Origin of the sequence: Bifidobacterium catenulatum PV20-2, assembly GCF_000800455.1 — a bacterium.
Taxonomy (GTDB): Bacteria; Actinomycetota; Actinomycetes; order Actinomycetales; family Bifidobacteriaceae; genus Bifidobacterium; species Bifidobacterium kashiwanohense_A.
On record NZ_CP007456.1, the window covers coordinates 1,430,939 to 1,443,047 of the forward strand.

General features: G+C 54.3%; 16 protein-coding genes. 7 read left to right on the top strand and 9 right to left on the bottom strand.

The features are described 5' to 3' along the window. The first annotated feature begins 12 nt into the window (after positions 1 to 12). From AH68_RS06350 to AH68_RS06360, 3 genes are all read left to right on the top strand, one after another. Positions 13 to 336, top strand: coding sequence for a nucleotide pyrophosphohydrolase (locus AH68_RS06350; RefSeq protein WP_039198631.1), 324 nt, complete (start codon positions 13 to 15; stop codon positions 334 to 336). A gap of 478 nt (positions 337 to 814) precedes the next feature. Further along, entirely contained in the window at positions 815 to 1,261 is a 447-nt protein-coding gene (locus AH68_RS06355) for a hypothetical protein (RefSeq protein ID WP_039198633.1), read from the top strand. 102 nt (positions 1,262 to 1,363) lie between these two features. Continuing rightward, positions 1,364 to 2,731, top strand: coding sequence for a hypothetical protein (locus AH68_RS06360; protein ID WP_039198635.1), 1,368 nt, complete (start codon positions 1,364 to 1,366; stop codon positions 2,729 to 2,731). A gap of 162 nt (positions 2,732 to 2,893) precedes the next feature. Here AH68_RS06360 and AH68_RS10350 read toward each other — a convergent pair whose 3' ends face one another. The 4 genes from AH68_RS10350 to AH68_RS06380 all read right to left on the bottom strand — a co-directional run bounded on the left by AH68_RS10350 (position 2,894) and on the right by AH68_RS06380 (position 4,462). Then, on the bottom strand, positions 2,894 to 3,286 hold the full coding sequence (locus tag AH68_RS10350; RefSeq protein ID WP_081995898.1) for a HepT-like ribonuclease domain-containing protein: 393 nt from the start codon (positions 3,284 to 3,286) through the stop codon (positions 2,894 to 2,896). A 9-nt stretch (positions 3,287 to 3,295) separates the two neighbouring features. After that, entirely contained in the window at positions 3,296 to 3,667 is a 372-nt protein-coding gene (locus AH68_RS10110) for a nucleotidyltransferase family protein (RefSeq protein WP_052189175.1), read from the bottom strand. A gap of 166 nt (positions 3,668 to 3,833) precedes the next feature. After that, positions 3,834 to 4,136, bottom strand: a complete 303-nt coding sequence (locus AH68_RS06375; RefSeq protein WP_236682365.1) for a hypothetical protein — start codon at positions 4,134 to 4,136, stop codon at positions 3,834 to 3,836. Positions 4,137 to 4,147: 11 nt separating this feature from the next. Next, positions 4,148 to 4,462, bottom strand: a complete 315-nt coding sequence (locus tag AH68_RS06380) for a type II toxin-antitoxin system RelB/DinJ family antitoxin (protein WP_039198642.1) — start codon at positions 4,460 to 4,462, stop codon at positions 4,148 to 4,150. A 238-nt stretch (positions 4,463 to 4,700) separates the two neighbouring features. On the opposite strand from AH68_RS06380, the gene AH68_RS06385 reads away from it, so the two are divergent. Continuing rightward, entirely contained in the window at positions 4,701 to 5,015 is a 315-nt protein-coding gene (locus AH68_RS06385) for an SWIM zinc finger family protein (protein ID WP_052189176.1), read from the top strand. A gap of 106 nt (positions 5,016 to 5,121) precedes the next feature. Further along, entirely contained in the window at positions 5,122 to 5,688 is a 567-nt protein-coding gene (locus AH68_RS06390; protein WP_236682366.1) for a hypothetical protein, read from the top strand. Between the two features lie 134 nt (positions 5,689 to 5,822). Here the strand turns inward: AH68_RS06390 and AH68_RS06395 are convergent, their stop codons facing one another. Continuing rightward, positions 5,823 to 6,536, bottom strand: a complete 714-nt coding sequence (locus AH68_RS06395; RefSeq protein WP_039198644.1) for a GNAT family N-acetyltransferase — start codon at positions 6,534 to 6,536, stop codon at positions 5,823 to 5,825. Between the two features lie 320 nt (positions 6,537 to 6,856). On the opposite strand from AH68_RS06395, the gene AH68_RS06400 reads away from it, so the two are divergent. Then, positions 6,857 to 7,564 (top strand): YdcF family protein, encoded by a 708-nt coding sequence (locus tag AH68_RS06400; RefSeq protein ID WP_309573978.1) that lies wholly within the window; start codon positions 6,857 to 6,859, stop codon positions 7,562 to 7,564. A gap of 36 nt (positions 7,565 to 7,600) precedes the next feature. Here the strand turns inward: AH68_RS06400 and tig are convergent, their stop codons facing one another. The 3 genes from tig to AH68_RS06415 are packed head-to-tail and all read right to left on the bottom strand — an operon-like array spanning position 7,601 to position 10,935. Then, complete coding sequence (gene tig, locus AH68_RS06405) at positions 7,601 to 8,962, bottom strand: trigger factor (RefSeq protein WP_039198646.1); 1,362 nt, start codon at positions 8,960 to 8,962, stop codon at positions 7,601 to 7,603. Between the two features lie 52 nt (positions 8,963 to 9,014). Further along, positions 9,015 to 10,310, bottom strand: a complete 1,296-nt coding sequence (locus AH68_RS06410; protein ID WP_039198649.1) for an HRDC domain-containing protein — start codon at positions 10,308 to 10,310, stop codon at positions 9,015 to 9,017. Continuing rightward, positions 10,303 to 10,935 carry a DUF3000 family protein gene (locus AH68_RS06415; protein WP_039198651.1) on the bottom strand — a complete coding sequence of 211 codons (633 nt, stop codon included), beginning with the start codon at positions 10,933 to 10,935 and terminating at the stop codon, positions 10,303 to 10,305. Before AH68_RS06415 ends, AH68_RS06410 begins: the two co-directional genes overlap by 8 nt. On the opposite strand from AH68_RS06415, the gene AH68_RS10760 reads away from it, so the two are divergent. Next, positions 10,925 to 11,089 carry a hypothetical protein gene (locus tag AH68_RS10760; RefSeq protein ID WP_158332985.1) on the top strand — a complete coding sequence of 55 codons (165 nt, stop codon included), beginning with the start codon at positions 10,925 to 10,927 and terminating at the stop codon, positions 11,087 to 11,089. The genes AH68_RS06415 and AH68_RS10760 overlap by 11 nt on opposite strands. 40 nt (positions 11,090 to 11,129) lie before the next feature. On the opposite strand, the gene pflA is transcribed toward AH68_RS10760, so the two are convergent. Continuing rightward, entirely contained in the window at positions 11,130 to 12,011 is an 882-nt protein-coding gene (pflA, locus tag AH68_RS06420) for a pyruvate formate-lyase-activating protein (RefSeq protein WP_033513353.1), read from the bottom strand. Positions 12,012 to 12,109: the final 98 nt, after the last annotated feature.

Genomic DNA, 12,109 nt, shown 5'->3' on the forward strand with positions numbered 1-12,109 from the left:
CACTTACGTATTATGATTTCCGATTCAAGCATCAACGCGATCCGTAAATTCGTAGCAGAGCGGGACTGGTCTCAATTCCACACTCCCGGCAATCTTGCCAAATCTATCAGCATTGAGGCCGCAGAACTTCTGGAATGTTTTCAATGGAACGACGAGCCACAAGACAGCAATATCGAACATATTCATGAGGAAATAGCAGATGTACTCATGTATTGCATCATGCTATCTGACAAATTTGGATTTGACCTTGACGAGATAATCCTCGATAAGCTTGCGAAGAATGCTCAGAGATATCCGGTTGAATTTGCCTACGGCAATAGTAATAAAGCCAATTGACGCTGTATATACGTTCGTAAGTAACACCTGAATAGTTGCACGCTGCCCAATCCGCATTCACCATGAGCCATGTTTTCTTCGCGAGCGCGACGGGCTTTCAACAGATAGGATCTGCTTCCAGGTTAGTAATTCGTCAGAATGCGTCCGCGCGCCTTCACGCACTCTCAGCACTCTCATGCATCTACATCTCAATTACATACTTTGTCACTCATGCAGCATGTTCAATCGCCAAAGAATGTACAGTCCTTTATATCAGCGCCCATCCAAGGCTACGTTTACGTCCTGAAATGCGGTGGGCCTCTTTTCTATCTCATTGCTGCTACGAGTAGCAGCAACAGCTTCCAAGTCTCTTGGCAATGCTCAAATCCAGGGTCTCTTCCTTCCACCAAGCCGCATAGGCATGTATAAATCAACCAATACCCGCCTTCTCTGAACTACACTGTTCCTAGAAGAATTTCCGTGTTGAAAGGGATAAACGATGACGCGCAAAGGTGGATTTCTGAGGGGAATCGTCGCATCGGCGGCGACCTATGCCGTCAAAACGGCGGTCGACATTGCGGCCAATCCAGAAAACATGCAGAAGGTGGCGCAGCTTGTCAGCGAACAACAGGTAGGCAGCAAGCTTAAGCAGGCCGCTGCGAACATGCATCTGCCGGCCGCGCTTAGCCCATCCGCAAGAGTCGCCAAGCAGCTTGACGCCATTGAGGAGACACTGGAGCAATACGCCGACCAATTTCCCGTAAACGCACCAGTCGAACGATGGAAGAGTACCCTGCAAAGCCTTCGTCTTATGGACACCATGAACAGATCCACAACCGGCAGCGAGCATAAGATCCGCTTGGAAAAGCTCCAGGCACAAACCGAGGCCCTGTTCAACGAGATCTTCCAAGCTCTCGACTCGGGCGATGCCCAGATCGAAGACTGACCACTTCCCCGCCGCTTTCATACCTGTCCCCCGCCACTCCCAAACGCACCGATGCGTCTGCCGGTCGTATACTGCTACCAAGTGGATTTGAAGGAAATAACCATGATCGACGCCGATTCCAACGAACTCATCCCATTCGAAGGCGGAGACGGTGATGCAGATGCCAGCACCGGGAACAACAATCCCGACGACACGCAAAGCGTCACCATCATCCAAGACGAACAAGGCATCGTCTTCCTCGGCGACGCCGGTACCATAGATCTCTGGCTCAAGGATGAGGGCTTCGATTCCAAAGCGTTCACAGCCAAAGCCATACAGACCATCTCGTCGGCCAGCAAAGGCGCACAAACGGTCGGCAACGCCATGTCCGAAAGCGGACGTTGGGTAAAACTCACCAAGGAATCGGCTGAGCTGGTTGCCAAATACGGCAAGAACTGTAAGAAGGGACCGTTCCAAGCCGGTGTTGTACGGCAACCGAACGGACACATCATCAAACATCTGCAATTCACCCAGCCAAGGCAGCTCAGCCCCGCCATGCTCACCGGCATCAGCGGCGTCATGGCACAGATGGCACTGGAACAGGCCGTCTCCGAGATCACCGATTATCTGAAGGAAATCGATGCGAAGCTCGACGACCTGCTGCGCGATCAGAAGGATCAGACCGTCAGCAAGCTCGCCGGAATCTCCCACATGATTGACGAAACCATGCTCATCTACCAGCAAGTCGGTTCAATCAGCGAGACCACATGGTCTAAGGTGTCAGGCTGCCCGCAAGACATCGCCACCCTCCAAGCGTACGCGATCGCCAAAATCAAGGGCCTCACCGAGAAGGTGGAACGCGAGCAGGATCCCAAGCAGGTTCGCCCGTTGACCCAGCAGATTCGTCAGGAGATTCACCAGTGGCTGGGTATGCTCGCATCCGCGGTCAAGATGCAGGATCAAGTCTCCTGCATCGAGCTCGCGCGCGTATGTCAGGAGGAGCCGGAACAGTTCGAAGCACACAAGAAGGGCATCGTGCTTGCCAGGAACAAGCGTCTTGCGGAAATCGAGCAGTCACTCAACGCATTGGGCAGGCAACTGGAAACGAAGGCTGGAATCGTAGGTGGGAAGGTGCTGCTGAACCCATACAGTTCACCTCATGCCATTGCCAACATCGAAAGCATTACCAGTGATCTCAATGCATTCGCCAGCACATTGCAACTTGAGCACATTCATCTGCATGTCGAAGACGGTCCCACCTGGATCGAAGCCGCAGGCAAAGCCGTAGACGACACCGGCAAGGCCTTGCAGAATGCCAGGCAGCAGACCGCACACGCCGTCCAAGACGTCGGCAATGCGATAGCGAAAGGCGCTCAGGACGCAGGCGCCGGAATCGCCGACGGAGTGCAGCAGTTTGGCAAAGGAATAGCAGACGGATTGAAACAGCTCCCGGAAATCAAACTGCCCAAGTTCGGACGAAGCAAGAAATAGGTTGGAGAATCACGGCGTGAGCTAGGAGTATGTCCGACTTAAAAAAACGTTGCTCCCAGTCCACCTTTTAATGGTCTGCATGCCTTTCAGCCAGCAACTCCGTTCTTCGCTATCCGCAACCATCCTCATCGACGAATCATGAGCGAAATCCGAAGCCGCCGCTCAGATCCGTGGCACATCGAAAGGATCCTTCTTTGTAAGCCGCACCCGCGCCTGTTTCTCCACATATGGTTGCAGCGTCGTCAACACCTGCGGCACCTCGTGGGTTACGGCATAATACAAACGATCAAAATCAAGCCCGTCATAATCATGGGCAATCCAATCGCGCATGCCGCTCACACCACGCCATGGAACACCGGAATCTGACTCGCGGAATTCTTTCGAAAGCTTCTTGACATGCTCCCCCGCTCTGGCAATCGCCATAGCCACGGCATTCTGCTTCTCATCATTCTCAGCGAATTCCTCAGAGCTCAGCCCTCCTAGGAATCGTTGCGCATCATGAAGCGCGCGAACTATCGCGACGATATGCAGGACGTCTTTTTCAGTCGTTTTCATAAGCACACCTCAGACAATGCGGAACATTGGTTTGGAGGTTATGGAATTGACGAATATCACCCGTTGCATCTCAGCGAGCCTATCTTGCAATTCAGTGGTGATGTATCGCTTTTTCACCAAGTCGATCTCCCGACCAAAAGTCGATGTGAGATCATCGCGCAAAGCCCACTCATCAATCATTGGATTAGCCGTGTCATCAAACTGGTAGATGAAATCGATATCCGAATCCGCACGTCCCTCGCCGCGAGCCATGGAACCGAACAGGTACAGTTCATTGACATGATGCCTCAGCGCGATAGGACGAGCAATGTCCGCTATCTGCTGCGGTGTAATGTCCTCGGGAATTTCGACCCGAGTAGTTCGGTCTTCGTCCCTCTTCATCCGCAATCATCCTCATCAACAAATCATTGGCGAAATCCGAAGCTTCCTGCTCATTCTCGAACGGCTCCGCAATCTGGCATGACGATTGCAATCGCGCACCTTGTCCTTTCAATGCGCTAGCCCTACTTGGCCGTCGAGCCGCACATGCGCCCAATACGGAAGACACCTAGTCCGAAGGAATGGAAGCATGATCGTATATACCGACCATGCGAATCACATGCTTTCTTTCACGCTTGTAGTACACGACCAACACGTCATCATCAAACGTATGAAACTCGAAGAAATGTCCGTCACCAAACGGCGGATGCTCCAACACGTGATCATGCCAACCGGATTCCTCCACCTTGCCCTTCTGCGCAAGCTCGCAGATGGCCTCGCGCACCGAACGGATGACAAACGCGAACTGATCATGCGTGTATTTTGCCTTCAGAGGCACGGCAGTACGCCAAAAATCAGGAGAAGCCTTCACATCCCACACAGTTACTGCCCAACCTCTTCAGCGGTCAAGCCCAGTTCACCGAGCACGTCGTCGGGAATAGTGCGGGCGTCAACGGCATCATCCGGCAATAACCCATATTCCTGGGCTTCCACGCGAAGCATATCCCGACGAACATCCTCAGCCAATTCACGGCTCACTCCGGAAGAAAACAACCCATCAAACGGAGTACGACTCTCATTGGCAACTTGCGTCACCATCATCTTCATCGCACTTGGAGTAGTGATGCCATTACGGGCAAAAGCGGCATCAGCCCGTTGCTTGACATCATCAGGAACATTAATCTGAATCAAAGCCATAACGCACCTCGTTCCATTGCATATTATGAATTTCCCATATTTTATCATATAAAAAGCTTTCACAAAAAAGAACAAAGCGACTCAACAACAAGGGAAAACTCGCACCTCCAGCCCGCGATTTCGCAATTTGACCAAGCATCGCAACCCGCGGAACCGCCAAACCGCACCCCACCCCTGCCGTGTTCTGCCATTGTCCTTATCAGTCAATGATGGTCCACGACAATGGAGGTCGCTGGCGATGGAGACACATACAGAGCAGCTGCCGCACCCAAAGGATTTCCGTTCCTTGTTCGACGGCAAGATTTACCAGCGTGCGCAGGCGTATTATGACGCCGGCATGGTCCAACACGTCTCGCAGGTTGCGCCCAGCCTGTGGCATGCTCAGGTGATGGGGTCGGACGCGCATTACGATGTGGACATCCGCATTCGTCATAGTCGCATCGTCTCTGCGGCGTGCACATGCCCCTATGGCCAAAAGCACACGATTGCAAGCATGTGGGTGCCGCCCTGCTCGCGCTCGACGCACGGAATCGGCAAACGGTGCCACAAATAAGCCAACTGGCGTTCCGCAAGCATCCGGGGTACCGTCCACGCAGACGCCCGCACCTACTATTGAAGGAGCATCAGAGTATCACCAACCGCATATCGTAAGGAATCGCATGCGTTATTTCACTTCGAACACGCATTTCGGCCATCCACTGGTCACCGCGCTGCGCGGGTTCCTGAACAATGGCAGGCTACGTGCTGAGTACCTCGACATCTGGCAGACGCAGACCCGCGCCGCCGCACACGCGTGGATCAAACAATACGTGCACGACAATCAGACATCGTTCAAAGCGATCTGCGACATCGCACGCCACGAGAACACCATCATCGACAATATCAACGAGATCGTCGGGCACGACGACGAACTGTGGATTCTCGGCGACCTCTCCTACCGTTGCACCGTCGAGCACACACTCGAATGCCTGCGCCGCATCAACTGCCGGCATTTGCATCTGATCATCGGCAACCACGACCGCAACTTCCGCCTCCGATTCAATGACATGCTATACGAAGACGCGTTCGAAACCATCGACGACTACCGCGAAATCGATATGGAACTTCCCGTTCTCGTTGAATCCGGCAAAATAACGGTGGCGACCACGCAGCAAAGCATCGCCATGAGCCACTTCCCCAGACTCTCGGCATTGGCCGAAGAGCACGGCGACTGGCCGAGCAACTGAACGAGTTCGCCGATATGGCGCCTACCACCGAAGGTTGGTTGCTCTACGGTCATGCGGCTCCGCCCCACCAAATCGGATAGCCGATGAACTCAGTGATTCAATCGCTCACCTTTTACAGTGATGGGCAGAAACGTTCAGCAGCGCCCCTCGTACAGGAAGAAGGAAAGCGAACCGTCTTCTAAACCACCTTGAGTAAAGGACTCCCTGCGTATGGTACGTTCCGCTTTACGTGTCAAACCACGGTAATCATAAAACCCGTAATCGCAGGTGGTGTCAGTGAAGAGGAAATACTCGTTCATTCCAGCATCACGAAACACGTCAAGCATGTGGTTGAACAGCTTACGACCGACGCCCATGCCCCGCGCTTCCGGGGAAACCACGAACAGCGTTACCTCAGCCTGATAGCTTTTGCCGGCATCTCGCTTCAACATTTCATCGGCCTGCAAAATCGCAATCTGGTCGGCAAGTCCTCGACGGCCATCCTTGCTTGCCAACAAGGGCAACGCCAAGCAATTTCGCGTAATAGCATGACGTATCCTCTGCGCTGTGGTAACACGGGATCTCAACGAGCCCAATACCACGCCAAGCACCCGACCATCACGTTCAGCGACCGTAGCCTCGGTGGTGCGGGAAAGAAAATCATGCATGTCGATTGCCGCAAGTCGGTGCATATTGCGCAGACGAATCGCCTTGCGCAACTTGTACTCACGCAACCCGCGCTCATCGTTCGGAACATTCCCGTTATCATCCGACTCATCATCCGCATACCAAGCTTGTCGAACAAGCTCTTCAAGCGCAGGAAAATCCGTGCGACGCATCGTCCGAAGCATAATTGTTTCTGAGGTCATGCTCCCCCATCCTAGCCGCAGCCATGCCAAAGCTCTGTTCCTGGATGGCATAATGCACATGGTATTGCAATAGCAGGAATGCGTAGAATTTGTTGGCATTGGCATGTGACGCTTGGGGGTCTAGGAGCCACGCGCTTAGGATGAGACAGGATTGCGCGCGACGCGCAATGAATGAGAGGTTCATCATGGCAACGTTGATTAGACGGATTACAGGTACTCTATGCTTAGTACTTGCCGTGGCATGCGCATGTTACGCTTTCGCCGTGCGCAATACGCATTCCGGCACGAGTTTCTGGATTGTTTGGCTAGCGTTCGCAGTTTTGTTCGCAATACTCGGATTCGGTCTGCTCTTCCGGTGGTGGACGATATTGCCAAGACTGGTCAGAGGCATCTTGATTGCGGTCGTGTGTATTGGTCTGGTCGTGTTCGGCACGGTGGAAGGTTGCATCGTCAGCAAAATGCATGCGCAAGGTGAACCAAATCTCGATTATGTGGTGGTGCTCGGCGCCCAAGTGCGTAAGTCCGGCCCAAGCCTTGTACTTCGCTACCGTCTCGACAAAGCCATCGAATATTTAGATGAGAATCCGAATACCATCTGCATCGTTTCCGGCGGAAAAGGACCGAATGAACCGTTCCCCGAAGCCCAAGGCATGGCTGACTATCTTAAGGAACATGGTATTGCCGAACAGCGCATTCTTGAGGAGCCGGATTCAAAAACCACTGAGGAAAACATCGTCAACAGCAAGAAGATGATCAACGACGATAATGCTTCCATAGGCGTGATCACCAATAACTTCCACATGTTCCGCGCATTGCAGATTGCCGACAAATATGGCTTAGACAACGCCCAAGGCATTGCGGCCGGCTCTCCCCGAACATGCTCGTCAACAATATGGTTCGTGAGTTTTTCGCCGAAATCAAATTCCTGCTGTAACTCACGTTTCGGCAATCTCTTTGCTCTGGTTAAGGGAATACGAAATAAATTGAGGGGTGGAATCCATACTGGATTCCACCCCTCAACGCCTTAGAAAGATGACTCTAACGAGTCAGGCATTAAGAGAAGCTCACTCTTCGGAAGCGAGTTCGTCAGCCACAGCGGCGGCTGCGGAAGCAGCTTCAACGCTCTCGGCTTCTTCATCTTCAGCGGCTTCGCCGAGGAAGGCGCTCAGGTCCAGGGTTTCACCCTCGGACTTGAAGGTCACAGCGCGCATACCGGCAAGCAGCCCCTTGGAACGACCGACTTCCTGCACTGCGGAGCCGAGCTGGCCGTTGCGCATGATGGCCTGGATGAAGGCGTTCGGATCCATGCCGTACTGCTGGGCGATGGAAGCAAGGAAATTGAACACTTCGGCCTGAGAGACCTTGATGTCCAGCTTCTCGGCGAGCACGTCGAGCACCATCTGGTCGCGCAGTTCCTTCTCAACGGTTTCTTCGGCTTCTGCCTTCTGCTCCTTGGTGGCGTTGGCCGGATCAGCGGTCACACCCTTGAGCTGCTGCTCAACCATTTCAGCCTTGACGCCCTTCGGCACCGGAATCTCCAGGCCTTCTTCGAGCTTGGCGATGAAAGCATCGCGGGCTGCGGTGGCCTGACGGCCTTCGGCATCCTGGGAAGCGGCCTTCTTGAGGTCTTCCTTCAGCTCGTCGAGGGTGTCGAACTCGGAGGCTTCGGAAGCGAAGTCATCGTCGAGTTCCGGCAGCTCTTCAGCCTTGACGGAGTTGACCTTGACCTTGATCTGGGCCTTCTCGCCTTCGTGCTCGCCAGCTTCCAGCGTGCCTTCAAAGGTGGTCTCTTCGCCGGAGGACAGGCCTTCGAGGGCCTCATCCAGACCGTCGAGCATGGTTTCGGAGCCGAGCTCGTAGCTCACGCCTTCCTGGGAGTCGACCACTTCACCGTTGATTTCGGCGGTCAGGTCGATGTTGGCGTAGTCACCCTTGGCGGCCGGACGGTCCACACCCACGAGGGTGCCGAAACGCTGACGCAGCGCTTCCAGACGGTTGTTGATGTCTTCGTCGGTGATTTCAGCCTTGGCGACCTCAATCTCCATGCCGTCGATTGCCGGCAGCTCGATGTCCGGGCGGCGCTCAACGGTGGCCACGAACTTCAGCTTGGTCTCGTCCTTAGCGGATTCCGGCACTTCCTGAACGTCGATTGCCGGCTGGGCCATCGGGTGGATGCCTTTTTCTTCGAGAGCCTTGGAGTACAGCTCCGGCACGCCGTTATTCACGGCTTCGCCAGCAACAGCACCGAAACCGATGCGCTGGTCGATGATCTTGCCGGGCACGTGGCCCTTACGGAAGCCAGGCACGTTCACCTGCTTGGCGATTTCCTTGCGAGCATTGTCGAGATACGGGTTGAACTCTTCCGGATCAACGGTGACGGTGAGCTTCACCTTGGTCGGCTCAAGATTCCTGACGCTGATTTTCACGCTTGCGCTCCTGAAAAATACGGTTCTTCACATTTCTGCCGTTAGGCAACCTCTACATGATAGCGCGACTCACGGACTCTGCAACCAGCGCGACTTGCCATGCCCTCGCGCCCTGCTCGGTAAGGAATTGCGCGACATCACGTTCCTGCGGCTCATCCGTCCAGCAGAGGTTACGCAAATACTGCGGTTTGATGATGACTTCCGCTGGTGTACGCGTATCTTCCGCTATCTGCGCCACCACCTTGCGTACCTTGTCAAGTGTGGCGAGGCGTTCCGGATAGCGTTCCCTCCAGGCTCGCGTCGCACGTGGGGCGGATGTGGCTTGCGCTTCTTGGTTCTGAGGATTGCCGTTGTCTATGACCGGCCACTCGCTTTCCGGAAGATCAAGTGCCTGCTGGATTATTTTCTTCCACATGCTTGGCTTGATTTTGCGTTGGATGGGCGCGTAGCGTTCGAACATTTTCTCCTGTTCGGCGTCAGCTTGGATGCGCACACGTTCGTTGATGGAACGCACCGCTCTGAATTGCGCGGCATTGTGTGGCTTGCGCTCCGCCACTTCGATGATGGTTCTGTCGGCAAGCAGCAGCGTTGGCGAAATATCGTATTGGCGCGCCAGTTCGTCTCGCTTGGTCCATAGTGCTTTCGCCACAGCCAAGGCCTGACGGTCCTTCATGATTTCGGTGATATGCGAGATGCGCAGCCATGGAACGGGATGCTCTTTGCGTGGCGCGGTTCCTTCGCGCAGCGCGTAATCGAATTCCTCCTCGGCCCATTCGATTTTGCCTTGACGGCGCAGTTCGGCGCGCATGATCGTTTCCAGCTCGATCAGCAATTCAACATCCAACGCCGCATAATTGCGCCAGTCACGCGGCAACGGACGATATGACCAATCGGCTGCGGAATGCTCTTTGGCAAGTGTCAATCCCAAGTAATGCTCCGTAACGGCGGCCAAACCGAACCGTTTCATGCCGAGCAGTCTCGCGGCGATCTCGGTGTCGAATAACCGCTGCGGCTTCAATCCAAGATCATTGAATCCTGGTAGATCCTGCAAAGAATCATGCAGAATCCATACCGCATCGCCTACGGCAGTATTGAAATCGTTCCAATCAATACCTTCGGCAGTCAATGCCTGCGGGTCAAGCAATCCTATGCCGGCACCGTCCCTTTTGAACTGCACCAACCAATCGTCATGACCGTATCGGAAACCGGATGCTCGCTCCGCATCGGCAGCAAGCGACCCGTGGGAAGACGCCAAAGCGCTGCAGTACTCTCGAAATGCCGGTAGGGTGTCGATCACATCGGGCACGCCCTCACGCGGCTCGGCCTGCAACCTTGGCTCGTCAGTCAATGGGATAATCCTCCTCGGATTGCGTCATGGACTGGAGGAATTCCGCCCATGCACCCACCTGAGTGCCTGCGTCAAGACCTCCATCGGCATAGTCTAATGGCGTCCAAGACACACGAATCTCACATCCGGTTTCCGGAGCGTCGGATTGCCCGCCAAATACCGTGCTTCTCGTAACGGTGACGGTTCCTGAAACATGTTCGACACCGTATGCGCCAATCTGGTCCACCATCGCATCCCAATACATGGACGGCGTCAGGCAGTCCCTTTCGTTGTCGGGCAGTGGCAGCGTGGCGAATGCGACGCAACGCCAATGCGAATGCCAGTCGTTTCGGTATTTGTGCGAATACAGCACCATGATCCAACCGGTGGAACGCGTCTCATCGCAATCCATTTCGACGCCGATGCCGAAACTCGCCATGGCGCATGGCACTGGAATCTCACGATATGACACACCTGATAATCGTGGCATGCGTTCCACGGAAAGCACGGCGTCCCACACTTTGTCTGGCACGCCGGAGGGTCTAGTCAACATTGGTTCAGGAGGGGCTGCGCAGGCGCACGATCCCCTACCTTTGGTGCGCGCTTCGTTGGGCGCACCTTGAGGAAAAGCATAGATGTCCGCCATGATTCAAGACTACGGCAGCGACACCGCTTTCACGGTATTTCGCAGCATTTCGCCACGCGTCGAATGTGAAGATTTTTTCCGCGTGGCGAATGCTGGTTCAACAATTGCACGAATATTCCCTTTTCCAATCGCTGAGGCACTTTCAAACGATTGATTCGCCGGAATCGTTGGTTGGAATATGCGAGGCTTCCCGTTTAGTAGACGGTGAAACCGTGCGATTGGAATTGTTCCACTACACGCTGTTTCATTGCCGCGGACGGACCTTTCTGGTCTTCCAGCGGGTAGGGAATGTCGAGCATATGCCATTTCGGGCGTCCCAGCTGGTGGAATCCGAGCACGTCGATATGTTCCACGGCGTCGCCGAACGATTCGCAGATCTTCGCCACGTTCTCAACGTTTTCCTCGGACGAGGTGAGCCCTGGCACGAGTACGAAACGCACCCAAATCTTCTTGCCTGCCTTGGCCAGTCGCTGTCCGAAATCGATTGTCGGCTGCAAAATGCCTCCGGTCACCTTCTTGTAGGTTTCCTCGTCGCCAGACTTGACATCAAGCAGACACAGGTCGATATCGTCCACCATGTCGTCGGTATAGCTTGCGCCAAGGAATCCGGAAGTGTCGAGGCATGTGTGCACCCCCATCTCCTTGGCCGCATGGAACACGCGGGAGACGAATGCCGGTTGCATCATGGATTCGCCGCCTGAGAAGGTGATGCCGCCATGCGTCGCCTTGAAAAGGTCGGCATAACGTTCGATCTTTTTGACCATGGCTTCGTAGTAGACGGGTTTGCCATCACGCATTTTCCATGTGTCTGGATTCTGGCAGTACTGGCAGCGCAATGGGCAACCGCTCATGAAAACGGTCATACGTGTTCCCGGACCGTCGACGGACGTGTTAATGTCCCAAGAATGCACGAAACCGATATCACCGCTTTTCAGCGCATTGATGCGATCGCGACGATCTAATCCGATCGGTGATTCAAAGCCCGATAATCCTCCCATGAGCGTCTGGTTGACGTAGCTTTGCGATTCTCTGAGCATGTGCCTGGTTGTGGAGCGAAAATGTACGTTCTCAGACATCCGTGTCCTTTCGTTGTATCTCTCCAATGGGTTTTCCCCATATTGTACGGGGAAAACAATGGGGCGGAGCTTTCACACTCCGCCCCATTGTCGTCTAC